The organism is Promicromonospora sp. NPDC110617 (genome assembly GCF_055598465.1).
Genome location: NZ_JBVKBM010000001.1, coordinates 498,138 through 521,730 on the forward strand (window position 1 = coordinate 498,138; position 23,593 = coordinate 521,730).

Sequence of the window (23,593 nt, forward strand, 5' to 3'; positions counted from 1 at the left end):
CTAGGCGCTCGCGCCGGACCGCGGCCTGCCCGGCCACCGCAGCAGCCCCGACGTGATCGCGACCCCGAGCAGGAGCAGCACCCCGCCGCCCACCTCGGCCGTGTTCGGCACCTCGCCCTGCGCCAGCCAGGCCGCCGTCATGCCGAACACCGGCACGAGCATGGTGAACGGCACCACCGCGCTCGCCCGGTGCCGTGCCAGCAGCGTGTTCCAGACGCCGTAGCCGACCAGGCTCGCGAGCCACGCGGTGTACAGGGTGGACAGCACGGCGGCCCAGGTCGGGTGCGTCAGCGAGTACCCGACGGCGGCGGGCCCGTCCAGCACGAGCGCGAGCGCGAACATCGGCACGGGGACCACCAGTGCCGACCACACCGTCATGGACAGGCCGGCCAGCGGCGTCGGCCGGGCGCCGGTCGCCTGCGTCACGGACCCCAGCCGCCGGACGATCACGTTGCCCGTGGCCCACGACGCCGCGGCCCCGAGCGTGAGCAGGAATGCCAGCCCCGGCGTCGCGGCCGACCGGCCGAGCCCCACGATCACGAGCCCCACCGCGCCGAGCAGCACGCCCACGAGCTGCGGCGGCGTCGGGCGCTCGCGGAGGGCGACGCTCGCGAACAGGACCGTGAGGACCACCTGCGCCTGGAGCACGAGCGAGGCGAGGCCGGGCGGCATGCCGAGCCAGATCGCGGTGTACATGAGCGCGAACTGGCCGAGGCTGAGGAACAGCCCGACCACCAGCACGTCCTTCAGGGGCACCGCGGGGCGCGGGACCAGGAAGATCGCGGGGACCAGCACCACCACGAAGCGGATCGCGAGGAAGAGCACGGGCGGCACGTCGTCGACGCCGATGTCGATCGCGAGGAAGTTGGTGCCCCAGATGATCATGACGAGCACGGCGAGGAGCGAGTGGCGCAGGGGCATGGCGTCATCGTCGGCCGCCCCGACCCGGTGCGTCCATCGCGTATCACTGGCCGATTGTTCAGCGGTGCTGAACGGTGACCGGGCCATGACTACGTACTTTCACGATCTTGTTCCACCGAGCGGGTGAAAAGTAGCGTCGCGGGCAACGGGAGACACATGTTCGCGAAGGAGCGACCGATGCGTACCACCAGACACCGCACCATCCGCAGCACGGTCACGGCGACCGCCGCCCTGACCCTGGTCCTGTCCGCCTCGCTCGTCGCCTCCGCGGCGACGCAGAAGGTGCCCGACGGCGGTTCCGCGCCGGCCGCGCAGAACGCCGCGCCCGCCGCCGTCGGCGCCCTGACCTGGTCGGACGAGTTCGACGGCGCCGCGGGCAGCGCCCCCAACCCGGCGAACTGGAACCAGGAGACGGGCGCGGGCGGCTGGGGCAACAACGAGCTGCAGAACTACACCAGCTCGCGCGACAACTCGGCCCTGGACGGGAACGGCAACCTCGTCATCACCGCCCGCCAGGACGGGAACGGCGGCTACACGTCGGCGCGCCTGACCACCGCGGGCAAGGTGGAGCCCACCTACGGCCGCGTCGAGGCCCGGATCAAGATCCCCCGCGGCCAGGGCATCTGGCCCGCGTTCTGGATGCTCGGCGGGCAGATCGACTCCGGCGTCCCGTGGCCCGACTCCGGCGAGATCGACATCATGGAGAACGTGGGCTTCGAGCCGCACATGGTGCACGGCACCCTCCACGGCCCCGGCTACTCCGGCGGCGCCGGGATCGGCGCGGCGTACACGCACCCGCAGGGCTGGTCCTTCGCCGACGACTTCCACACGTTCGCGGTGGACCGCGCGCCCGGCCGCATCACCTGGTCGGTCGACGGGAACGTCTACCAGACCCGCACCACGGCGGACACCGGCGGCAACCCCTGGGTCTTCGACCAGCCGTTCTTCATGCTGCTGAACGTCGCGGTGGGCGGCAACTGGCCCGGCTACCCCGACGGCACCACCCAGTTCCCCCAGCAGATGGTCGTCGACTACGTGCGCGTCTACGACCAGGGCTGACCCGCCCTTCACGTGTCAGACGCACAGGTCACAGGAGGGACCTGGGCGTCTGACACGTGGTGGCGGGCCCACGTCGTAGACTGGCGGGGCGCTCCGGCGCCCAGAAACCTACCCCGCACGCGAGGAACTACATGACCGCGCCCGCGTCCCAGGCACCCTCCCGCCCGACTCCCGCCGTTCCGTCACTGGACACGGTCGAGGCCGCCGCAGCCACCCCTGACGAGGTGCAGCCGTACGGCGAGCTCGGACTCAAGGAGGACGAGTACCAGCGCATCAAGGACATCCTGGGCCGCCGCCCCACCGCGGCCGAGCTCGCGATGTACTCCGTGATGTGGAGCGAGCACTGCTCGTACAAGTCGTCGAAGGTGCACCTGAGCAAGTTCGGCGAGAAGGTGACCGACGAGATGAAGGAGCACCTCCTCGTCGGCATCGGTGAGAACGCCGGCGTCGTCGACATCGGCGACGGCTGGGCCGTCACCTTCAAGGTCGAGTCGCACAACCACCCGTCGTTCGTCGAGCCCTACCAGGGCGCCGCGACCGGCGTGGGCGGCATCGTCCGCGACATCATCTCGATGGGCGCGCGCCCCGTGGCGGTCATGGACCAGCTCCGCTTCGGCGCCGTCGACCACCCCGACACCGCGCGCGTCGTGCACGGCGTCGTCTCGGGCGTGGGCGGCTACGGCAACTCCCTCGGCCTGCCGAACATCGGCGGCGAGCTCGTCTTCGACGGCTCCTACCAGGGCAACCCGCTGGTCAACGCGCTCTGCCTCGGTGTGCTGCGGCACGAGGACATCCACCTCGCCAACGCCACCGGCCTCGGCAACAAGGTCGTGCTGTTCGGCGCCCGCACGGGCGGCGACGGCATTGGCGGCGCCTCGATCCTCGCGTCCGAGACGTTCGAGGACGGCGTGCCCGCCAAGCGCCCGTCCGTCCAGGTGGGCGACCCCTTCATGGAGAAGGTCCTCATCGAGTGCTGCCTCGAGCTGTTCTCGGCGAAGGTCGTCGAGGGCATCCAGGACCTCGGCGCCGCGGGCATCTCCTGCGCCACCTCGGAGCTCGCCTCCAACGGTGACGGCGGCATGCACGTGGACCTCGACGACGTGCTGCTGCGCGACCCCACGCTGAACGCCGGCGAGATCCTCATGTCGGAGTCGCAGGAGCGCATGATGGCCGTCGTGCGGCCCGACCAGCTCGACGCGTTCCTCGCGATCACCGGCAAGTGGGAGGTCGAGACCGCCGTCATCGGCGAGGTCAACGACTCCGGCCGCCTCACGATCGACCACCACGGCCAGCGGATCGTGGACGTCGACCCGAAGACCGTGGCGCACGAGGGCCCCGTGTACGAGCGGCCTTACGCGCGTCCCGGGTGGCAGGACGGCCTGCAGGCCGACACGACGACGGCCGCGGGCCTCGCCCGCCCCGCGTCCGGCGAGGAGCTGCGGGAGACGGCGCTGCGGCTGCTGGCCTCGCCCAACCTCGCCTCGAAGGAGTGGGTCACCAACCAGTACGACCGCTTCGTCCAGGGCAACACGGCGCTCGCCCAGCCCGACGACGGCGGCGTCGTGCGCGTCGACGAGACCACGGGCCTCGGTGTCGCTCTCGCGACCGACGCGAACGGCCGCTACGGCAAGCTCGACCCGCGCGCGGGTGCGGCCCTGGCCCTCGCCGAGGCCTACCGGAACGTCGCCACGACCGGTGCCGCTCCGCTGGCCGTGACGGACTGCCTGAACTTCGGCTCGCCGGAGCACCCGGACTCGATGTGGCAGCTCGTCGAGGCGATCGAGGGCCTCGCGGACGCCTGCCAGGAGCTCGGCGTCCCGGTCACCGGCGGCAACGTCTCCCTCTACAACGGCACGGGCGAGCCGGGCCAGATCGACTCGTCGATCCACCCGACCCCCGTGGTCGGCGTGCTCGGCGTGCTCGACGACGTGAGCACCGCGCTCTCGTCCGGCTGGCAGACCGAGGGGCTGTCGCTCCTCCTGCTCGGTACCACGCGGGACGAGCTCGACGGTTCGGCCTGGGCCGACGTCGTGCACTCGCACCTCGGCGGCGTGCCCCCGCGCGTGGACCTGGCCGCCGAGAAGGCCCTGGCCTCGGTGCTCGTGGAGGCCCGCCGGTCGGGTCTCGCGGCCGCCGCGCACGACCTGTCCGAGGGCGGCCTCGTCCAGACGCTGATCGAGGCCTCGCTGCGGTTCGGCGTCGGCGCCTCGGTGGCGCTGGAGGGCGTGACGGGCCGCGACAAGGTGGACCCGTTCGTCGCGCTGTTCGCGGAGTCGACGGGCCGCGTGGTCGTCGCGGTCGACCCGGAGCACGAGGGCGAGCTGACCCACCTGGCCGAGGACGCCGGCGTGCCGGTGCTCCGCCTGGGCACCACCGGCGGCGACGCCGTGGTGGTCGAGGGCCACTTCGAGCTCCCGCTCGACGAGGCCCGCACGGCCCACGAGGGAACCCTCCCGCGCATCTTCGGCTGATCCGAGGAGCCTTGACCGGCCGGTGGACCTGCCGGCTGGTCAAGGCGCTTCCGGGCAGCCGATAGGGTCCGGGGGTGCGATTTGTCCGTGGCCTCATCTCCCTCGTGCTCTGGATCATCGCGATCCCCCTGCTCCTCGTGGCGGTCGCCCGGGTGCTCCCGTTCGACAACGTGGTGCCCCTGCCCCAGCTCGTCGCGTTCACGCCGTGGGCCACGCTCGCGACGCTGCCGCTGCTGATCGTCGCGCTGTTCTCGCGCCGCTGGGTGCTGACCTCGCTGCTCGGGCTCTCGTTCGCGGGCTTCCTGTTCTGGATGGTGCCCTTCTTCATGCCGCCGGAGTCGTCCACGGCGGCCGACCCGGACGACGCGGGCACGCTGCGGGTCATGACGGTGAACGCCCTGTACGGGCGGGCCGACGCCGAGACCGTGGTCGGGCTCGTGGAGTCCCAGAACGTCGAGGTGCTCTCGGTCCAGGAGCTCACGCCCGACTTCGAGCAGGCCCTCGCGGACGCCGGCCTCGACGAGCTGCTGGCGCACAGCTTCACCGTCCCCGCCGAGGACACCCCTGCGGGCAGCGGGCTCTGGTCGACCACAGAGCTGACCGACGTGGAGCAGATGAGCGGCACCACCTTCGCGATGCCGTCGGCCCTGGTCGACGTGGGCGGCACCGACGTCCGTGTCACCGTGGTGCACCCGTACCCGCCCATGCCGGAGGACGTCACCACCTGGCGCACCGAGCTCGTCGAGCTCACGGAGACGGTCCACGAGGACGCGACGCCGCAGATCCTGGCCGGCGACTTCAACGCCGGCTACGACCACGCGACCTTCCGCGACCTGCTCGGGTCGCGCTTCCTGGACGCGACGCGCGAGTGGGGTGCGGGTCCGACCGTGACCTGGCCGGAGGGCAGCCGGATCCCGGCGCTCTTCGCGCTGGACCACGTGGTGGTGGAGAAGGACATGCCCGTCTCCGACGTGGTGTCCATGCAGGTACCCGGGACCGACCACCGGGCGCTGGTGGCGACCGTCGTCGTCGAATAGCACAGCGACACCGCGCGGGGAGCGCGGAACCGGCTTATGTTCGCAGTTGTGCCCACCCGTCAGATGCGCCTCGCGCCCGCCGCCACCGACGACGTGAGCGGTGCCCTCGCGGCTCTTCGCGCCGAGGTCGGCCTGCCCGCGATGTTCCCGCAGGATGTGCTCGAGGAGGCCCTCGCGGCCGCCGGGCACGACGTCTCCGCCGGCCGGACCGACCGCCGCGACATCGCGTTCGTCACGATCGACCCGCCCGGTTCCAAGGACCTGGACCAGGCGGTCCATGTGGAGCAGTCGGGCGAGGGCTACGTGGTCCACTACGCCATCGCGGACCTGGGGGCGTTCGTGGTCCCGGGCGGCGCGATCGACGCGGAGGTGCACCGGCGCGGCATGACCGTCTACGGGCCGGACGCCCGCACGCCGCTCCACCCGAAGGTCCTGTCCGAGGGCGCGGCGAGCCTGCTGCCCGAGGAGGACCGCCCGGCCGTGCTGTGGACGGTGACCCTCGACGCGCGCGGCATCATCAAGGGTGCCGCCCTGGAGCGCGCGTACGTGCGCAGCCGGGAACGGCTCACGTATGCCGAGGTGCAGTCGACCCTCGACGCGGGCACGGCGAGCGAGTCGCTGCAGCTCCTGGCCGACGTCGGCCGCCTGCGCCAGTCGCTGGAGCTCGCGCGCGGCGGCGTCTCGCTGTCGGTTCCCGAGCAGGAGGTGGAGCGGCGCGAGGACGGTACGTACACGCTGTCGTTCCGGCGCAACCTCCCGGTCGAGGAGTGGAACGCGCAGATCTCGCTGCTCACGGGCATCGCCGCCGCGCACCTCATGCGCGAGGCGGGCGTGGGCATCCTGCGGACGCTGCCCGAGGCCGACCCGCGCGACCTGGCCCGGCTGCACCGCACCGCCCGCGCGCTCGGCATCGACTGGCCGGACGACCTCCCGTACGCGCGGCTCGTCCCCACGCTCGTCTCGCGCATCCCTGAGCACGCGGCCTTCCTCAACGAGGCGACCACGCTCTTCCGCGGCGCGGGGTACGTCGCCTTCGGCATGCCGGGGCCCGACGGCGCCGTCGTGCCGACGCCCGAGAACACCCGCCACGCCGCGATCGCCGCCGACTACGCGCACGTCACGGCGCCGCTGCGCCGCCTCGTGGACCGGTACGCGACCGAGGTCTGCCTCGCCGTCTCTGCCGGCGTCCCCGTGCCCTCGTGGGTGCTGGAGGCGCTGCCGACCCTGCCCGCCGTCATGGCCGACACCGGCCGCCGCGCCTCCTCGTTCGAGCGCGAGTGCGTGGACATCGTCGAGGCGTCGCTCCTCGCGGACCGCCTGGGCGAGGAGTTCGACGGCGTGGTGGTCGACGTCGACGAGCAGGACAAGGAGCTGCAGCGGGGCGAGGTCGTGCTGCGCGACCCGGCGGTGCGGGCGCGCGTGGTGGGTCCCGCGCTGCCCCTGGGCGACGAGGTACGGGTCCAGCTCGCCGAGGCCGACGTGGCCGAGCGGCGCGTGACGTTCACGCTCGGCGGCCCGCCGGCGGGGGGAGCGGCGGACACCGCCGGTCGGGGGGAGCACCGCGCCGGAGGAGCGGCCGGTGCGCCTCGTGCACCCGGCACGCCCGGCACGCCCGGCGCACCTGAGCGGGGCGGACGGCGCGCGGCCCGGCGCGCCTCGGCGGGCCCGAGCGGCCCGGCTGCCGCCCCGACGCCGTTCGCGGCGCCAGGCGACGGAGCGGCTCCCGGGCCCGAGGTGGCCGTGGAGGCCCGGCAGGCGCCGCGCGCACAGACGGAGCTGCGACCGGACCGCCCGCTCCCGCCCGAGCCCCTGCACTCGCCCGACTCACTGCTGTCGCCGCGGCCGCTGCTCGAACCGCGGTCGCTGGCGGAACCGCAGTCGCTGGCGGAACCACAGTCGCTGGGCGAGCCGCGACCCCGCCCCGTGCCCCAGCTCCGGTCGCGCGCGGAGCGCCGGCGCTGGTCCGAGCCGGTCGTGGCCACCGAGCCGTGGCAGCGGCCGGAGCCGAGCCCCAGCCCGCAGCCCCGTCCGGTCCCGCGGCCGCGTCCGACACCGCAGCCCCGCCCCGAGCCCGCACCACCGCAGCCGCAGCCGCCCGCATTCCGGCCGACGGTGTCCGAGGTCCCCCGTCGCGTGCGGCGTGCGGACTACCCGCCGATCAGCCGGCCGGTACGGCCCCAGGTCCGGGACGAGATGCCGCTGTCGGAACCCTGGCCGCGGCACGCGCCGGCCGCCGGGCCGCTGTCGCAGCCCGTGCCGGCGGTGCGGACGGGCGGCCTGCCGCGCGTCGTGCAGGTCGCGAGGTTCCCGTCCGTGTCCTCGCGCGAGCTGCCGATGGTGGTGGCGGCGGACCTGCTCGCGGTCGAGGGCCCGACGCCCGACGTGTACCGGTACTGAGGCGACGGTCGGCCATACTGACCCCATGACCAACGCTGTTCCTGGTGCCGCCCGGCGCGCGGGCGCTGTCGCCGTGCTCGGCGCGGCCCTGCTGACCGGCTGCACGTCGTCGGACGGGGTGCAGGAGCTGGAGGCGCTGTTCGACGAGGAGCAGCACGCCGAGGACGTCCTCCCCGACACGGTGCTCGACGACGTCGCCGTGGACGGCGGCACCACCCGCCGCCTGGGCGCGGACGACGACGCCACCTTCTACGCCGCACGGTCGAACGAGGGTGCCTCCACCTGCCTCGTCCTGGTCGACGACGCCGCGGGGGAGGGCGTGTCGAGCTGCACCATGACGCCCAACCCGACGGGTACCGAGGTGTCGAACGGCACGAGCAAGGCGATGTTCGTCGTGCCCGGCACCGACTTCACGAGCCTCGAGCAGACCGGCTGGACGCGGCTCGGCGACTTCCTGGCGGTGCGGTAGTGCCCCCGCGGCGCCGGACTGACCCGGCGGCCGGGCGCGCCGCCGTCGCCGTCTGGGCCCGGGGCGAGGCGGAGCGCCGGGACGTCACCACGGCCGTGCGGTTCACGCTGGAGGAGCTCGCCTCGGTCGCGCCGGGGAACTCCGTCGAGGTGCGCGTGCCGCCCGCGGGCGCGGTGCAGGCCGTGCCCGGGCCGCGACACACGCGCGGCACCCCGCCGAACGTGGTCGAGACCGACCCGGAGACCTGGCTCGGCCTGGCCACGGGCACCGTCACCTGGGCGGACGTCGTCGCGGACGGGCGGGTGCGCGCCTCGGGCGACCGGTCCGACATCTCGCACCTGCTGCCCCTGACCGCCGGACGCCGGGCGGCGTCCGGGTCGGGCGGCGAGCCGGGGTCTCCTGCCGTACCCGGGTGAACCCTGCGCGGGCGGCGTGTACCGGGCAGCGATGTCGGTGACAGCCGCTAGCCTCGGCGTCGATCTCGTGGTTCGGCCGCGGGCGGGTTCACCCGGTGCCAGGACCTCAGTTTTCCCGGCGGGTGCCCGACCGTAACCGCCGGTTCACGAGGCAGTGATTGGTTGGTGCCGCTCGTGCCGGACCGCCTGCGCAACTGATGCGCGCCCGGCCGCGGCGATGCCGCCGAGCACGTCGTCCAGCAGCAGTGCACTCCAGCCCGGCCCTCGGTCGGCTATTGCAGAAGGAGTCAGCGTGAGACCCAGCACGCTCCGGTCCCCGCGACCGCACCCCCGACCCCGTGGGACAGCCGCCGTCGCCGTGGCGCTGTCCGCGGCGCTCACCGTGCCCGCGACGGCGGCCGTCGCCGCGCCCGCGGCCACCTCCGACGGCCCGGACTCCGGGCACGTCGTCATCAGCGAGGCCTACCTCGTGGGCGGCAGCTCAGGCCAGCCGTACCGCAACAAGTTCGTGGAGCTGTACAACCCGACGGACGAGCCGGTCAGCGTCGACGGCTGGTCGGTCCAGTACAAGTCCGCGACGGGCGCGGCGTTCTCCGGGATCACCGCGCTGAGCGGCACCATCGCCGCCGGCGGTCACTACCTGGTGCAGGGCGCCTCGAACGCGGCCAACGGAGAGTCCCTCCCCACGCCCGACGCCGTCGGCACCCTCAACCTGAGCGGCACGGCGGGCGTCATCGCGCTCGCGTCGCAGGCCAACGCGGTCACGCCCGCCAAGGGCGCCGTACCGGCCGCGGGCGCAGCGGGCGTCGTCGACCTGCTCGGCTACGGCACCGCCGACACGTTCGAGACCGCACAGGGCCCGGCCGGCCAGGGCACCGGCGTGGTCGGGTCGCTGGAGCGCACGGGCGACGCGGGCGACAACTCGGCGGACTTCGTGTTCAGCGCCGAGGTGACCCCCACCAACGGCGAGGGCTCCGAGCCCGAGCCCAGCCCCAGCCCGTCCGTGCCGACCGAGCCCGGCGAGGTTACCCCGATCGCCGAGATCCAGGGCACCGGCGACACCAGCCCGCTGGTGGGCGACACGGTCACGACGCAGGGCGTCGTCACCGCCGTCTACCCGACCGGCGGCTTCAACGGCCTCTACCTGCAGACCGCGGGCACGGGCGGCGGCGCGGACCCGACGCCCGGCGCGTCGGACGCCGTCTTCGTCTTCTCGGCGGCGGCTGCCGCCGACCTCTCCGCGGGTGACCACGTGGAGGTCACCGGCGTCGTGTCGGAGTTCAACGGCCTCACGGAGCTCACGCCGTCGTCGGGCGGCTGGACCGTCCTGGACGAGCCCGCGACGGTCGAGCCGACCGTGACCGCCTGGCCCGCCACCGCGGCCGGCCGCGAGGCGCTCGAGGGCATGCTGCTCGCGCCGCAGGGCGCGTTCACGGTGACGGACAACTACGACACCAACTACTACGGCACGGTCGGGCTGGCGGCGGGCGACAGCCCGCTGGTGCAGCCCACCACGGCGGGGCGCCCCGGCTCGGCGGAGTACGACGCGCAGGTCGCGGACAACGCGGCGCGCGCGGTGCAGCTCGACGACGGCTCGTCCACGAACTACAACTCGACCGCGAACAAGTCGAAGCCGCTGCCCTGGCTGACCGGCGGCGCGCCGCTGCGGGTGGGCGCGGCCGTCACGTTCACGCGTCCGGTCGTCCTGGACTACCGGTTCGACGCCTGGGGCTTCCAGCCGACGTCGCACCTGACGCCGGACGTCGCCGACGCCGTGCAGCCCGCGACCTTCGAGAACACCCGCGAGGACGCGCCCGCCGAGGTGGGTGGCGACCTGGAGGTCGCGACGTTCAACGTGCTGAACTACTTCACCACCACGGGCGACGAGCTCACGGGCTGCACGTACTACACCGACCGCGCGGGTGACCCGGTCACCGTCTCGGGCGGCTGCGACGCCCGCGGCGCGGCCGAGGAGGAGGACCTGCAGCGGCAGCAGACCAAGATCGTCGCGGCGATCTCGGCGCTCGGCGCGGACGTCGTCGCGCTGCTGGAGATCGAGAACACCGCCTCCCTGGGCGGTCCCCGTGACCAGGCCCTGGGCGACCTGGTGGACGCGCTGAACGCGGCAGAGGGCGCCGGCACGTGGGCCTACGTGGCCTCCCCGGCCGAGGTGCCGGACGCCGAGGACGTCATCCGCAACGCCTTCATCTACCGGACCGCCACGGCGGAGCCGGTCGGTGGCTCGACGATCCTCGTCGGCGACGAGGCGTTCCAGAACGCCCGTCAGCCGCTGGCCCAGACGTTCCAGCCCGCGGACGGCGCCGCCGGCGCCGGCGACGACGTCGTGGTGATCGCCAACCACTTCAAGTCGAAGGGTTCGGCCGGACCGTGGCCCGGCGACGCCGACCAGGGCGACGGCCAGGGCGCCTCGAACGAGTCCCGCACCCGCCAGGCGACGTCCCTCGTGTCGTTCGCGGAGGACCGGGCGGCCGCGGCCGGGACCGACAAGGTCCTGCTGGTCGGTGACTTCAACTCGTACGAGCAGGAGGACCCGATCGAGGTCCTTGCCGACGCCGGGTACACCGACCTCGGCCCCACCACGGGCGAGTACTCGTACAACTTCGACGGCATGGTCGGTTCGCTCGACCACGTGCTGGCCTCCCCGGCCGCGGCCGAGGTCGTGTCCGGCACGGACATCTGGAACATCAACGCGTACGAGCCGGTGGCGAACGAGTACAGCCGCTACAACTACAACGCGACGATCCTCTACGACGAGACGCCCTTCCGGTCGTCCGACCACGACCCGGTCCTGGTGGGCCTGGACCTGGGCGACACCACGACCGAGCCCGGCTCGGTGGACCTGGACCTCGTGGCCATCAACGACTTCCACGGCCGCATCGACGCCAACACGGTGAACTTCGCGGGCACCGTGGAGGAGCTGCGGGCGCAGAACCCCGCGGGCACCGCGTTCGTCTCGGCGGGTGACAACATCGGCGCCTCGCTGTTCGCCTCGGCGCTGCAGCAGGACCAGCCGACGATCGACGTGCTGAACGCGCTGGGCCTGAAGACCTCCGCGGTCGGCAACCACGAGTTCGACCAGGGCATGTCCGACCTCACCGGCCGCGTCACCGACGCCGCCGACTGGGACTACCTCGGCGCCAACGTCTACGACGAGGCGACGGGGGAGCCCGCCCTGCCCGAGTACCAGGTGGTGCCGGTCAACGGCGTCGACGTCGGCTTCGTCGGCGTGGTCACCGAGGAGACCCCCACGCTGGTCACGCCCTCGGGAATCGAGGGCCTGGAGTTCGGCGACCCGGTCGAGGCGCTGAACCGCGTCACCGACGAGCTGCTCGACGGCGACGCCGCGAACGGCGAGGCGGACGTGGTCGTGGCTCTCGCGCACGACGGCGCGAGCGCGGGCACGCCCGACGGCGCCACGCTGGAGGAGGAGATCGCCGCCGGCGGTCCGTTCGCCGACCTGGTGCAGCAGACCGACCCGCGCGTCGCGGCCATCTTCACCGGCCACACGCACAAGCAGTACGCGTGGGACGCCCCGGTCCCGGGTGCGGCGGGGGAGACCCGGCCGATCATCCAGACCGGCAACTACGGCGAGTTCCTCGGGCATGTCTCCCTCACCGTGGACACGGAGACGTTCGACGTCACCGACTACACGGTCGAGAACGTGGCGCGCACGACCACCCCGGCCGCGGAGCTGATCGCGACGTACCCGGCGGTCGCCGAGGTCGACTCGATCGTGGACGCCGCGCTGGCCGAGGCCGAGGAGATCGGTGCCCAGCCGGTCGGCAAGGTCACGGCCGACGTGACCACGGCGTTCGCGGGCGGCTCGTACACCGACGGCGGCTACGCCGGCGGCAACCGGGACGACCGCGCGTCGGAGTCGGCGCTCGGCAACCTGGTGGCGAACTCGCTGCGCGACTCGCTCTCCGCGGACGAGCGGGGCGGCGCCGACATCGGCGTCGTGAACCCCGGCGGCCTGCGCAACGAGCTGTACTTCGGCGCGGACGGGATCATCACCTACGCCGAGGCCAACGCGGTGCTGCCGTTCGTCAACAACCTGTGGACGATCACGCTCACGGGTGCGCAGCTCGACACCCTGCTCGAGGAGCAGTGGCAGACGGACGCGAACGGCAACCGGCCGTCGCGCCCGTACCTGGCGCTGGGGCTGTCCGACAACGTGTCGTACACCACGACGACGGCCGACCCGAACGCGACGCCGGGCGACAACGTCTCGTCGATCACGATCGACGGCGTGCCGGTGGACCCCGCCGCGGAGTACCGCATCGCGACGTTCTCGTTCCTGATCTCGGGCGGGGACAACTTCCGGGCCTTCACCGAGGGCACGGACGGTCGCGACTCGGGTCTGGTGGACCGGGACGCCTGGATCACGTACCTCAAGGACTCGTCCCCGGTCACGCCGAGCTTCGCCCGCACCCGCACGGTGGCCTCGGCCCTGCCGGGCACGGTCCAGGCCGGCACGGCGACGACGGTCGGCCTGTCCGGCCTGAACCTGACCTCGCTCGGCGCGCCCCAGAACACGGGCGTCGAGACGTTCCTGGTCCCGTCGGGCGGTGCGCCGGAGGACGGCGTCCCGCTCGGCACCGGCACGGTGACGAACGGCGCGACGTCGACGTCCGTCACCATTCCGGCGAACACCGCCGCGGGCCAGTACCAGCTCGTGGTGCAGGCGTCGCCGTCGGGCACCACGGCCCGGCTGCCGATCACCGTCGAGGCCGCGGAGCCCGAGGAGCCCGAGGCTCCCGCATGGGTGCCGTGGAAGCTCTACTGGTGGGGCGACCAGGTGTCCTACAAGGGCAAGGTCTACGAGGCGACCCGGCCGACGATCCTCCAGATCCCGGGCTTCAAGAAGCACGGTCCCTGGAAGCTGATCGGCTGATCCGAGAACGGCCGCACCGCCGGCCGGGTGTGCCGGGACCCAGGTCCCGGCACACCCGGCCGGCGGTCTGTCGTCCCGCCCCGACCGGGCTTTTCGGCCGCCGGGGCCGGGACGCGTACCCTGGGTGGCGTGAGTGAGACCCAGGCAGCCAGCGACTCCGCCGACGACGTGGAGGTGCGCGACGTCGTCGACCCGGCGACCGTGCGCCGTGCCCCGCGGTACAGGGCGTTCTTCCTGACCGGCGCGCTGGTCGGCGTCGTGCTCGGCCTGCTCCTGTCGTTCTACCTGGTCAGCTCGCCCTCGGGCACCGGGCTCATGAAGCCCGGCGTCTACGTCACGGTGCTGACCGCCTTCGTCACGATGGTGACCACCCTGCTGGCCGGCCTGTTCGCGGTGATCGCGGACCGCCGGAGCCTGCGCGGCCGCTGACGCGGAGGTCACATGCGAGGCCGGTCACGGAGATCCGGCCGCATGGGATACTCGGAACATGCCTCTGCGCGGAGATGGCCGACTCAACCACGACCTCATGCCCGGCGAGAAGGGCCCCCAGGACGCATGCGGCGTCTTCGGGGTCTGGGCACCCGGTGAGGAGGTCGCCAAGCTCGCGTACTTCGGTCTGTACGCCCTCCAGCACCGCGGACAGGAGTCCGCGGGCATCGCCACCAGCAACGGTGAGCAGATCCTCGTCTACAAGGACATGGGACTCGTCTCCCAGGTCTTCGACGAGACAGCCCTGAACGCCCTGACCGGACACATCGCCGTCGGGCACTGCCGGTACTCCACCACCGGTGGCGTGACCTGGGAGAACGCCCAGCCGACGCTCGGCGCCACGGCGTCGGGCACGGTGGCCCTCGGCCACAACGGCAACCTGACCAACTCGGCCGAGCTCGTCAACCTCGTGGCCGAGCGCTACGGCGCCCAGCGCCGCGGTGAGCTCGCCCGGGGCAACACCACGGACACGGCCCTGATCACCGCGCTCTTCGCGGGTGATGCCGACCACACGCTGGAGGCCACGGCCCTCGAGGTGCTGCCGCGCCTCCGCGGGGCCTTCTCCCTGGTCTTCATGGACGAGAACACCCTGTACGCGGCACGCGACCCGCAGGGCGTGCGCCCGCTGGTGCTCGGCCGCCTCGACCGCGGCTGGGTGGTCGCCAGCGAGACGCCGGCCCTCGACATCGTGGGCGCCTCCTATGTGCGCGACGTCGAACCCGGCGAGCTCATCTGCATCGACGCGGACGGCATGCGCTCCGTTCGCTTCGCCCAGGCCGAGCGTGCGGCCTGCGTCTTCGAGTACGTGTACCTGGCCCGCCCGGACAACACGATCAACGGGCGCTCGGTGCACGCCGCGCGCGTCGAGATGGGCCGCACCCTGGCGCGCGAGCACCCGGTCGACGCCGACCTCGTGATCCCGACACCGGAGTCCGGCACACCGGCGGCCGTCGGCTACGCCGCGGAGTCCGGCATCCCGTTCGGGCAGGGCCTCACCAAGAACGCGTACGTCGGCCGCACGTTCATCCAGCCGTCCGACACGCTGCGGCAGCTCGGCATCCGCCTGAAGCTCAACCCGCTGCGCGAGGTCATCAAGGGCAAGCGCCTCGTGGTCGTGGACGACTCGATCGTGCGCGGCAACACCCAGCGCGCCCTGATCCGCATGCTGCGGGAGGCGGGTGCGGCCGAGGTGCACGTGCGCATCTCGTCGCCGCCGGTCAAGTGGCCCTGCTTCTACGGCATCGACTTCGCGTCGCGCGCGGAGCTCATCGCGAACGGTCTGGCGGTCGAGGAGATCGGCCAGTCGCTCGGCGCCGACAGCCTCGGTTACATCACCACCGAGGGCATGATCGCCGCGACCGAGCAGCCGAGCTCGCAGCTCTGCGCCGCCTGCTTCACGGGCAAGTACCCGATCGAGCTGCCCCCGGACGACCAGCTCGGCAAGCACCTCCTGGAGCAGGCGGAGCTGCCGCTGGGCCAGCCCGAGGACGGGCTCAAGCAGCTCACCGTGAGCACCGGCGGCTCGACCGCGCTCGACCACCCGTGACCCACGAACACCACCCGAACGACGCAGGAGCACCCGTGACTTCCGAAGGCCTGACGTACGCCGCCGCAGGCGTGGACACCGAGGCGGGCGACAAGGCCGTCGAGCTCATGAAGGACGCCGTCCGGCGCACGCAGGGCCCGGCCGTGCTCGGAGGGGTGGGCGGCTTCGCCGGCCTGTACGACCTGTCGGCCTTCAAGAGCTACCGCGCGCCGCTGCTGGCGACGTCCACGGACGGCGTCGGTACCAAGGTCGCGATCGCGCAGGCCATGGACAAGCACGACACCATCGGGTTCGACCTGGTGGGCATGGTCGTGGACGACATCGTCGTGATGGGGGCCAAGCCGCTCTTCATGACGGACTACATCGCCACGGGCAAGGTCGTGCCGGAGCGCATCGCGGACATCGTGCGCGGCATCGCCCAGGCGTGCGAGGTGGCCGACACGGCCCTGGTGGGCGGCGAGACGGCCGAGCACCCGGGCCTCCTGGACCCGGACGAGTACGACGTCGCCGGCGCCGCCACGGGCATCGTGGAGGCCGACAAGGTGCTGGGCCCGGACCGGGTGCAGCCCGGCGACGTCCTGATCGCCCTCGCCTCCAGCGGCCTGCACTCCAACGGGTACTCCCTGGTGCGCGCCGTGATCAAGCACGCGGGCTGGACGCTGGACCGGCACGTGGACGACCTGGGACGTGCCCTGGGCGAGGAGCTGCTGGAGCCCACGCGCGTCTACGCCTCGGACTGCCTGGCGCTGGCCGCCGACGAGGCGGCGCAGGTGCACGCGTTCACGCACGTGACGGGCGGGGGGCTCGCGGCCAACCTGGCGCGCGTGCTGCCCGCCGGGCTCGTGGCGACCGTCGACCGCGCGTCCTGGGACGTGCCTGCCGTGTTCCAGATGGTGCGCAGCCTCGGCGGCGTGCCACGGCGCGACCTGGAGAACACGCTCAACCTGGGTGTCGGCATGGTGGCCGTGGTCGGCGCCGACGGCGCTGACGCGGCGCTCGCACGACTGTCGGCGCTGGGCGTGCCGGCATGGACGCTGGGCACCGTGGAGACCCTGGACGCCTCGACGACACAGGAAGACCTGGTCGCGGGGACGAAGGGCGTGTCCGGCGGCGCGGTCAGACTGGTGAACGACTACCGCTGAGGCGGTGGCAGACCGGTCCGAGGACCAGGCCTGGGGGCCGGCGCGAGAGCGCCGGCACCTCAGCGCGTGTTGCCGTCCTGGTCTGCCCAGTCGGAGTACCTGTTGTCGTACTCCTCGTCCTCCGAGGAGTCCCACCGCGACTGTGTCGCAACATCCGTGCGGGACTCTCCGCTGAGCTCCTGCTCGAGGGCGTGATAATTGGTGTCCGGGCTGTAGTACTTCAGCTCGCGAGCAACCTTGGTCTGCTTAGCCTTCTGACGGCCGCGGCCCATGGCTCCGACCCCCCTCAACGTAGGAGCGGGGCGGCACCGTGCATGGACGTGCGGCCCCGTAGCGTTTCGTCTGTCCAGGTTCCAACGTTACATGCTGGTACGGCGTTTCTTCCAGTCCGTGGACGTGATTCGTCCCATCCGCCGATGTGACATTGGAGTCGTTCCGACCCCCTTGCCGACTCGCTCCGGCTGGCCGCTCGACCATTTCTTGACCTTTGCATGGTCTTCTTGAGGCCGACGGCGCTCCGGATGCGGCTCCGGACCTCCCCTTGCCAGGAGATGCCGGCGGGGCGCTCCACAGGCTCGCTCCGGCACTTTGCCGAGTCCTGGCGGGCGTCCGGGCCTCGTCCGAACCTGCCCTCGGGGCGGCCCGCGTGCCGCCCGGAGGAGCGGCGAAATGTCGGCGTCGGCGTGTCGCACGTGTCCGAGACTCGCCCGAAACGGGCGCGCGTGGCGAGTGAGGGAGAAAGTGAGGGAATAAACCCCGTCCCCAAGTCGCCTAAATCCCGTTTGCTGCTAACAATGGTGCAAGAGCGGGTGTCGTCAACCGCCTGGTACGGCCAGGCCGGCACCGTTCCGGAGGAGGTGCGGGGATGTCCATCCACGGAGAATCCGAGGTCCTGCTCACGCCTGCCGAGGTAGCGAGCTTGTTCCGTGTTGACCCCAAGACAGTAACGCGTTGGGCAAAAGCGGGAAAGCTCTCGTCGATCCGGACACTTGGCGGTCACCGCCGCTACAAGGAGTCCGAGGTTCGGGCGCTGCTCGGTGCGGCAGCGGACAGCTCGGGCGACACCGACAACTAGTCGGGCGTCGTTGACGGATTGGTCGGCAGGTAGGACGAAGGCGCGCCGGGTGCTGCCCCCCAGCTCAGCCCCGCGCGCGCCTGAGCACAGCGGTCACGACCACAGCGGTGCCGATGGCCACGAGCCCGATCGCGGCACCGATCACAACCTTGGCGTTGCGGGCCCGGCGCGGATCTTGCGCCGGGCCGTTCTTGTACCCGCCGTTCTTGCTCCCGAAGGCCCCGGCGGCCATGGCGCCGGCGTCGCTCGCGGCCTGCTTGGCGTCGTGCGCGAGGCGTGAAGCCTGGTATCCCGGGCTGAGGCGGGTGGTGAGCTCGTCGATGGACGCGGCGAGGTCGGCGCGGGTGCGGAGCACCTCGGCCTCAAGCTCGCGGCTGCTGGGCGGCGGTGTCGGAGTGCTCATCGCTGCATCCCTTCCTTGATCGACGTGATGTCGTCCTTGACGCGCTGGACGCTCTCGGGCGGGTTCGTGGCCTTCTTCAGGAGCTGGGCGCCCACGAGCGCCAGGATGATCACGACGAGCACCATGAAGCCACCGATGGCGAGTGCCGACAGCCAGAGCGGCCACACCGTGCCCAGCCCGTACACGGCCGCCAGGAGCAGCACGCCGGCGGCGTACGCGAGGATCAGGAGCGCCACGACGAGCAGCCCGATGCCGATGCCGGACTTCTTGGCCTTCTCGGCGAGCTCTGCCTTGGCCAACTCGATCTCGGCGCGGACGAGGCGTGAGGCCTGCTCGGAGACCTGCTCGACCAGCTTCCCCAGGGACAGCGGCTTGTCGGGTCCTGTCGTGCTCTCCGGGCCGCTCCCTGCTGGTCCCGCCTGGCCGTCGATCTTCACGTCGTCGATCATCTGCCCTCCCGTGCCGCCGGATTCGGCCTGCGCCGCTGAAGACAACTCAACAGGCCAAGAGCTCATGGGGCAATTCCTGGCGCGGCGTGGCTTCCAGTAAAAGGCATGAAGGGGATCACTCGCCAATGCGCATTTGCTGGAAGGAATTATCTCGGGGCCGCCAGCGAGCGATGTTTGTGGCGGGAAGGGACGAGGCGGTTACCGGGAACCCGTACACGAGTCCCCGGAAACGCCGGTGGGCCCCACTCCTGAAGAAGTCCGGCCCACCGGATCGTCCCCGGGTGATCAGAGACTTGCTGCAAAGATGCCCGCGGTCACCAGCCAGAGCGCGTAGGCGGCGGCGGCCACGGCGATCATGACTCCGCTCTTCGCACCCGTCGAGAGGCCGCTCCCGGCGACCCTGAAGTTGACGATGATCGCGAGCACCGCGACCAGGGCACCCAGGAGCCCGCCGAACGCGACGAGAATGATCGGCAGCATGCCGATGACGCGCACGACGACGGGAGCCGGTTCGACGGCGAGGTAGGTCTCGCCGTTCACCTCGACGGGCGGCACCGCAGCGAACAGGGCGGTGCGGCCAAGTGTCGCGATCATCGGGCTGCCGTCCGCGCCCTGCAGGGTGAAGGCCCGCTTGCCGGCGCTCGGCGCCTTGTTGCCGTCGACGGTCAGGTAACTGCGTCCCCACCACATGTCGGGAACGAGTTCGACGTGTCCGGCAGTGCCGGGAATGTCGAGAGTGTGCGAAGCCATGAGCGGGAAACTACCAGGTCCTCGGACTCGAACTATGCGGGGCGCCGCGGCCCCCCGATCCTCCTGATTCAGGACTCGAGGGTGTACCCGACCAAGACGGCGGCGGTGACCTCGACGGCACCCGGAGCGAGGTCGTCGGTCGAGATCCCACCGCCACCACCGTGGCCGCGGGACACCTCGCCCATCTCGGGGTTCAGGTCCTGGATGTGGACCACGCTGCCGAGCCTCACCCCGGCGGCGTCGGCGTACACCTCGGCCTTGCGCCGGGCCGCCGTGACCGCCTCGCGGCGGGCCTGGTCACGCATCGTGGGTTTGTCCAGCACGTCGAAGGTGACGCTGTCGACATGCTCGGCGCCGGCCGCCACCATTGCGGTGACGAGTCGTTGGACGGACTCGATGTCCCGGGTCTGGATCGCGTACTCGACCCGGCACCGGAAGCCGAGGGGCTTTCGGGACTCGCCGTACCCGTCGTACGCCGACCTGATGGAGAGCCGCGATGACGAGACGGCACTGTCCGGGACGCCGTGCGCCCGGATCGCCTCACGGACGCGGGTGACGGCAGTGCTCGCATCGGCGAGTGCGGCGTCGGCCTCAGGCTGGACGATGTCGACCGCGACGGCGATCTGCGCGATCTCGGGCTCGGCACGGACCACACCCGTGCCGTGAACGCTCAAGCCCCAGGGTTGATCGATCTTCTGATGCATCCGCACATTCAAGCGCAGGTCACAGTGGCACGACGCCTGGGATCTGGGATGCGAGCCCGAAGGGTTAACCGGCGTCGATCCGGTGACTTTTCGATCTTCAGCAGCCTCCGGCTGGTTGCGACCGAGCGTGGACGCTGTGGATCTAGCGGCGCGCTGTCCACTGCTGTCTACGGCCAACCACAGGCCATGAGGGATGTTGTCATGCAATTTGTCATGCTGGACCAGCCCTGCGGCGGACGCCGTGCGGGTATCGGTCATGGTGCTCCCGCTGGAAGCGCAGGCTGTGCGAGTCCGGCGGCCGCGGGGCGGTCGACGGCTCCGCCGGAAGTGCGCGGGTGACATCGGTGCGGTGGACCGACAAGCCGGTCTCGGTGCGACGGTCGCCCTCATCGGGGGTAACCATCGCGAGCACGAACGACGAGTTCCAGCGGTTCGCGTGTCCAGGTACCCACAGCATGGTCCCGTCCCGCCATGCCAGGTGTACCAGTACCGCCGGCGGATCCCACACGTAGTTCGGCTTGACCGGCACACCACCGGTGCCGGAGGCCGGCCCCGGCCACACGTTCACTATGCCGCAGTTCGTACATGTGTTCGATAGTATGGCCTGGGCGGGCAGGCTCCCACGCTGACCGGTCAGAGTCCGTTCTGGATGAGGCGGTTGAGCGCATCAAGCACTTGTCCTGAGTCATCCGCGGTGTCGATGACGTCGGAAAAAGAAACTGTGAGGGCGTAGTGGCGTCCATCGACGCACTTAATTGCAGTGACGGACGGTCCAGCGATCGAAGGATCAAAGCCTGTCGTGGTCCGCGCTGCAGGGTCCCGCTCCACAGTCGAGTCGGTGCTGGTCGGAGGGATGTGCAGTCCTAGGGCGAAGACGTCACACGCGCTCTCTGGCGTGACCGCTTCGCCGGACTCATGGCGCTCGATGATCTCGTCCAGTTCCGAGGCGGTCAGGGGGAGTCCCGGTCCGGCCACCTCTCGTAGACCGTCGATGGTGCTGCCAGCCGTGGGGAGGGTGAGCCGTGTGTCCAGCCACTCCTCGGCGGGTTGCACACCCAAACCCACGTACTCCTTCGACTCGGTCGCCCATTCACACCCCGGGCTCAGGTCCGTCGCGTGCCCCTCCGAGAGTGCTCCGCCCACGAGCGCGGACAGGAGCGTCACGTCGATGTCGCACGGATCTGTGTACACGCCGGCGGCCGGAACGGAGTTGTCAGTGGCGGCCGCGGCGGGCTCCGCCGGATCGTCGGGGGCGGTCTGGCAAGCGGACAGGGCCAAGGCCACGACGGCGGCAGCGACAAATGGCAGCGGGCGGGCGGGGTGGCGCATTCGCGCATTAAACCAGAGTGCTCCCGGCCTCCGGCACGAGCATCGAGCCACTTTCAATGTCGAACCACCGCGTCAGATCCGCCCCGGATCGTCACCGCGTCAGGCGTGCTATCGGGCTCAGTCGGAGACGATCTCCAGCCATTCGCGCGCCGAGGTACGGGCAGAGCTGTAGTCGCCGGTTCTCATGCTGTCGCCCACGAGATCAGAGCCGACACCGAGGGCTACCGCCCCCGCTTCGAGCCACGCGCGAGCATCCTCGCGCGTGATCGTGCCAGTCGGGTGGGACCCGAACGGCTTCGTGTTCGCCAGTCGGGTGGGACCCGAACGGCTTCGTGTTCGGCACCCGCAACGGAACCATGATGAGCTCCCGGAGCGTCTCCCGCGACGTTCGTCGAGCGCTCGCCAAGGTGCCGGGGATCGTCCCGGCCGAGCGGACGCCGCGCGACTGGCGGCACACCTACACGTCGGTGATGTTGGCCGGAGAGGTACCGCTGGAAGAGGTATCCCGGACCCTCGGTCACAGCAGCACCGTCGTCACTGAACAGGTTTATCGGCACGAGTTGCGACCCGTGATCCAGACGGCGGGTGCAAAGATGGACGACCTGTTCCCGGCGAACGCGGTAGGCGTCGGCTGGCACATGGAACCCCTCTTTGGTCCAGCCGAGGCGGACGGTCGAAAGGTGCCTGATCAGTAGGGCAGGTGTGCTCCGGGGAGCCTGGCGATTCAGGTGTTACATCTGGAACGGTCGGTAACTCAAGGCGCGGTCCACGATCTCCTCCGCCGTCGGCTCGTGATCGAATGCGTGGCCTGGGTAGAAAATGAGATCTGTGCCGTTCGGATCCGGTACCGCCGCCTGGAATTGCGCCACTGCCAGGGAGGCTTCCTGCTCGCTCGCTCCTGGCATGCCCGCCATGATGTAGCGCACGAGCACAACCAGTTCGTCGCGAGACGTCTCGTGGCTCATCGTGGTCCGCCTACTGTGCGTGACATTGGCCAAGTGTCCCTTGGCTCGTGGCCGTTCGGCGCCTAACGGAGACCGAATGTCATGCAATCTGTCATGCAAGATCACAACGAAGCGGCCCCCACACACTGAGTGTGTGGGGGCCGCTTCGTTTTCGCAGGTCATGCGGTGTTTTTGAGGTGGCTCCGACCGGCGTCGATCCGGTGACCTTTCGATTTTCAGGCGCTCTGGGCGGTTCCTCAGTGGCCGGAAGCCCAGTGTTCAGGCCGATTGACTGTCCACCGACGACGGTGCGTGTAGGCCGGGGCTCCCGGACAACCACTAACCGGTTCGCTAACTGTGAGCCTCGCTCACGCGGGTCTGTGACCTCACAATGCTCCTGCTTCGGGGTCCCTGTTCCTCCGTCATCCGTTGGCGCGGGGCACGTCTCGGACATCGGTTCTGCCGGCAACGCAACAGGTCCCGCCCGTGCAGCTCGTGGTGCGGTGGTGCTGGATGTCGGCGGGACCTGTTGCGTTGCCGGCGGGTTCGCTGTCAGGGTCCCGGTGAAGCCAATGGATGACGGAGGAACAGGGGCACCGCGGCTCCCTCGATCCTCTTGATTCCCGGGTGCCCGCCGGAGGCATTGCCCTACTGCTTGTCCGTTTCTGTCGCCAGTGTGCCGAGACGTTCCCGTGCGATGAGGAACTCGACGGCATAGACCACGGGTGCGAGGGCTGCCGCAGGCCAGGTGCCAAGTGTCATGCCGACGATCCCTTGCAGCAGGACCGCGGCTCCAAAGGCGAACACCAGCGTGATCAAGCGGGGGCGCAGTCTGGCCCCGGTGCGGGCTAGGTTGCGTGCCCAGCGTCGCTCAGTGATCCAGATGGTGAAGGTCGGGATGCCCGAGAAGGCTGAGAGCGCGGTAACGATCACGACCGACGACCACGGCATGCCTGTGATCGCGAAGAACAGGGTGATCGCGATCGCGAGGACGAACGTGCCCTGGGCCCGTATGCGTCTGTTGCGCGCCATGATCTCTGCCGGGCTCTCGGATGGGAAGTGGAAGGTCATTGGACC

The 23,593-nt window shown here is 71.2% G+C and carries 21 protein-coding genes; 12 read left to right on the forward strand and 9 right to left on the reverse strand.

Annotated features, from left to right (window positions below; translation table 11 throughout):
- Positions 1-921 carry an EamA family transporter gene (locus tag ACZ7LE_RS02155; RefSeq protein ID WP_470401749.1) on the reverse strand — a complete coding sequence of 307 codons (921 nt, stop codon included), beginning with the start codon at positions 919-921 and terminating at the stop codon, positions 1-3.
- A 177-nt stretch (positions 922-1,098) separates the two neighbouring features.
- Between ACZ7LE_RS02155 and ACZ7LE_RS02160 the strand changes: the two genes are divergently transcribed.
- The 10 genes from ACZ7LE_RS02160 (at position 1,099) to purM (ending at position 16,862) form a co-directional block, all read left to right on the forward strand.
- Positions 1,099-1,980 (forward strand): glycoside hydrolase family 16 protein, encoded by an 882-nt coding sequence (locus tag ACZ7LE_RS02160; RefSeq protein WP_470401750.1) that lies wholly within the window; start codon positions 1,099-1,101, stop codon positions 1,978-1,980.
- Between the two features lie 131 nt (positions 1,981-2,111).
- Positions 2,112-4,451: a phosphoribosylformylglycinamidine synthase subunit PurL gene (gene purL, locus ACZ7LE_RS02165; protein WP_470401751.1), complete on the forward strand. Its 2,340-nt coding sequence runs from the start codon at positions 2,112-2,114 to the stop codon at positions 4,449-4,451.
- A gap of 74 nt (positions 4,452-4,525) precedes the next feature.
- Complete coding sequence (locus tag ACZ7LE_RS02170; RefSeq protein WP_470401752.1) at positions 4,526-5,488, forward strand: endonuclease/exonuclease/phosphatase family protein; 963 nt, start codon at positions 4,526-4,528, stop codon at positions 5,486-5,488.
- A gap of 48 nt (positions 5,489-5,536) precedes the next feature.
- On the forward strand, positions 5,537-7,885 hold the full coding sequence (locus tag ACZ7LE_RS02175) for an RNB domain-containing ribonuclease (RefSeq protein ID WP_470401753.1): 2,349 nt from the start codon (positions 5,537-5,539) through the stop codon (positions 7,883-7,885).
- Between the two features lie 25 nt (positions 7,886-7,910).
- Positions 7,911-8,354 carry a hypothetical protein gene (locus ACZ7LE_RS02180; protein WP_470401754.1) on the forward strand — a complete coding sequence of 148 codons (444 nt, stop codon included), beginning with the start codon at positions 7,911-7,913 and terminating at the stop codon, positions 8,352-8,354.
- The gene (locus tag ACZ7LE_RS02185; protein WP_470401755.1) at positions 8,354-8,770 is read left to right on the forward strand and encodes a sterol carrier family protein; all 417 of its coding nucleotides are present in this window, start codon (positions 8,354-8,356) and stop codon (positions 8,768-8,770) included. Before ACZ7LE_RS02180 ends, ACZ7LE_RS02185 begins: the two co-directional genes overlap by 1 nt.
- 358 nt (positions 8,771-9,128) lie before the next feature.
- Positions 9,129-13,685, forward strand: a complete 4,557-nt coding sequence (locus ACZ7LE_RS02190; protein WP_470403268.1) for an ExeM/NucH family extracellular endonuclease — start codon at positions 9,129-9,131, stop codon at positions 13,683-13,685.
- Between the two features lie 129 nt (positions 13,686-13,814).
- Positions 13,815-14,114: a hypothetical protein gene (locus ACZ7LE_RS02195; protein ID WP_470401756.1), complete on the forward strand. Its 300-nt coding sequence runs from the start codon at positions 13,815-13,817 to the stop codon at positions 14,112-14,114.
- 58 nt (positions 14,115-14,172) lie between these two features.
- Complete coding sequence (gene purF / locus ACZ7LE_RS02200) at positions 14,173-15,720, forward strand: amidophosphoribosyltransferase (protein WP_285108684.1); 1,548 nt, start codon at positions 14,173-14,175, stop codon at positions 15,718-15,720.
- 35 nt (positions 15,721-15,755) lie between these two features.
- The gene (purM, locus tag ACZ7LE_RS02205) at positions 15,756-16,862 is read left to right on the forward strand and encodes a phosphoribosylformylglycinamidine cyclo-ligase (protein WP_470401757.1); all 1,107 of its coding nucleotides are present in this window, start codon (positions 15,756-15,758) and stop codon (positions 16,860-16,862) included.
- A 59-nt stretch (positions 16,863-16,921) separates the two neighbouring features.
- Here purM and ACZ7LE_RS02210 read toward each other — a convergent pair whose 3' ends face one another.
- Positions 16,922-17,134 carry a DUF3073 domain-containing protein gene (locus tag ACZ7LE_RS02210; protein WP_397393775.1) on the reverse strand — a complete coding sequence of 71 codons (213 nt, stop codon included), beginning with the start codon at positions 17,132-17,134 and terminating at the stop codon, positions 16,922-16,924.
- A 593-nt stretch (positions 17,135-17,727) separates the two neighbouring features.
- On the opposite strand from ACZ7LE_RS02210, the gene ACZ7LE_RS02215 reads away from it, so the two are divergent.
- On the forward strand, positions 17,728-17,937 hold the full coding sequence (locus tag ACZ7LE_RS02215; RefSeq protein ID WP_026365760.1) for a BldC family transcriptional regulator: 210 nt from the start codon (positions 17,728-17,730) through the stop codon (positions 17,935-17,937).
- A gap of 64 nt (positions 17,938-18,001) precedes the next feature.
- Here the strand turns inward: ACZ7LE_RS02215 and ACZ7LE_RS02220 are convergent, their stop codons facing one another.
- The 5 genes from ACZ7LE_RS02220 to ACZ7LE_RS02240 all read right to left on the reverse strand — a co-directional run bounded on the left by ACZ7LE_RS02220 (position 18,002) and on the right by ACZ7LE_RS02240 (position 21,572).
- Entirely contained in the window at positions 18,002-18,340 is a 339-nt protein-coding gene (locus ACZ7LE_RS02220) for a DUF3618 domain-containing protein (protein ID WP_470401758.1), read from the reverse strand.
- Positions 18,337-18,789 (reverse strand): phage holin family protein, encoded by a 453-nt coding sequence (locus ACZ7LE_RS02225; protein WP_470401759.1) that lies wholly within the window; start codon positions 18,787-18,789, stop codon positions 18,337-18,339. Before ACZ7LE_RS02225 ends, ACZ7LE_RS02220 begins: the two co-directional genes overlap by 4 nt.
- A gap of 285 nt (positions 18,790-19,074) precedes the next feature.
- Positions 19,075-19,539, reverse strand: a complete 465-nt coding sequence (locus ACZ7LE_RS02230; RefSeq protein ID WP_470401760.1) for a hypothetical protein — start codon at positions 19,537-19,539, stop codon at positions 19,075-19,077.
- A 68-nt stretch (positions 19,540-19,607) separates the two neighbouring features.
- Positions 19,608-20,501, reverse strand: a complete 894-nt coding sequence (locus tag ACZ7LE_RS02235) for an SIMPL domain-containing protein (protein ID WP_470401761.1) — start codon at positions 20,499-20,501, stop codon at positions 19,608-19,610.
- 375 nt (positions 20,502-20,876) lie between these two features.
- Positions 20,877-21,572 (reverse strand): hypothetical protein, encoded by a 696-nt coding sequence (locus ACZ7LE_RS02240; protein WP_470401762.1) that lies wholly within the window; start codon positions 21,570-21,572, stop codon positions 20,877-20,879.
- Positions 21,573-21,904: 332 nt separating this feature from the next.
- Between ACZ7LE_RS02240 and ACZ7LE_RS02245 the strand changes: the two genes are divergently transcribed.
- Positions 21,905-22,267 carry a tyrosine-type recombinase/integrase gene (locus tag ACZ7LE_RS02245; RefSeq protein ID WP_470401763.1) on the forward strand — a complete coding sequence of 121 codons (363 nt, stop codon included), beginning with the start codon at positions 21,905-21,907 and terminating at the stop codon, positions 22,265-22,267.
- A gap of 36 nt (positions 22,268-22,303) precedes the next feature.
- Here the strand turns inward: ACZ7LE_RS02245 and ACZ7LE_RS02250 are convergent, their stop codons facing one another.
- Both ACZ7LE_RS02250 and ACZ7LE_RS02255 read right to left on the reverse strand, forming a co-directional pair.
- Positions 22,304-22,537: a bacteriocin immunity protein gene (locus tag ACZ7LE_RS02250; RefSeq protein WP_470401764.1), complete on the reverse strand. Its 234-nt coding sequence runs from the start codon at positions 22,535-22,537 to the stop codon at positions 22,304-22,306.
- A gap of 627 nt (positions 22,538-23,164) precedes the next feature.
- A complete protein-coding gene (locus ACZ7LE_RS02255) occupies positions 23,165-23,587 on the reverse strand; it encodes a hypothetical protein (protein ID WP_470401765.1) in 423 nt (140 codons plus the stop codon).
- Between the last annotated feature and the right edge of the window lie 6 nt (positions 23,588-23,593).

Excerpts from the sequence above, each read along its gene's own strand:
- purL (WP_470401751.1), top strand. The coding sequence starts at position 2,112 with ATGACCGCGCCCGCGTCCCAGGCACCCTCCCGCCCGACTCCCGCCGTT.
- ACZ7LE_RS02210 (WP_397393775.1), bottom strand. The coding sequence starts at position 17,134 with ATGGGCCGCGGCCGTCAGAAGGCTAAGCAGACCAAGGTTGCTCGCGAG.
- ACZ7LE_RS02250 (WP_470401764.1), bottom strand. The coding sequence starts at position 22,537 with ATGAGCCACGAGACGTCTCGCGACGAACTGGTTGTGCTCGTGCGCTAC.
- ACZ7LE_RS02235 (WP_470401761.1), bottom strand. The coding sequence starts at position 20,501 with ATGACCGATACCCGCACGGCGTCCGCCGCAGGGCTGGTCCAGCATGAC.
- purF (WP_285108684.1), top strand. The coding sequence starts at position 14,173 with ATGCCTCTGCGCGGAGATGGCCGACTCAACCACGACCTCATGCCCGGC.
- ACZ7LE_RS02225 (WP_470401759.1), bottom strand. The coding sequence starts at position 18,789 with ATGATCGACGACGTGAAGATCGACGGCCAGGCGGGACCAGCAGGGAGC.
- ACZ7LE_RS02240 (WP_470401762.1), bottom strand. The coding sequence starts at position 21,572 with ATGCGCCACCCCGCCCGCCCGCTGCCATTTGTCGCTGCCGCCGTCGTG.
- ACZ7LE_RS02160 (WP_470401750.1), top strand. The coding sequence starts at position 1,099 with ATGCGTACCACCAGACACCGCACCATCCGCAGCACGGTCACGGCGACC.
- ACZ7LE_RS02220 (WP_470401758.1), bottom strand. The coding sequence starts at position 18,340 with ATGAGCACTCCGACACCGCCGCCCAGCAGCCGCGAGCTTGAGGCCGAG.
- ACZ7LE_RS02155 (WP_470401749.1), bottom strand. The coding sequence starts at position 921 with ATGCCCCTGCGCCACTCGCTCCTCGCCGTGCTCGTCATGATCATCTGG.
- ACZ7LE_RS02215 (WP_026365760.1), top strand. The coding sequence starts at position 17,728 with ATGTCCATCCACGGAGAATCCGAGGTCCTGCTCACGCCTGCCGAGGTA.
- ACZ7LE_RS02180 (WP_470401754.1), top strand. The coding sequence starts at position 7,911 with ATGACCAACGCTGTTCCTGGTGCCGCCCGGCGCGCGGGCGCTGTCGCC.
- ACZ7LE_RS02255 (WP_470401765.1), bottom strand. The coding sequence starts at position 23,587 with ATGACCTTCCACTTCCCATCCGAGAGCCCGGCAGAGATCATGGCGCGC.
- ACZ7LE_RS02230 (WP_470401760.1), bottom strand. The coding sequence starts at position 19,539 with ATGGCTTCGCACACTCTCGACATTCCCGGCACTGCCGGACACGTCGAA.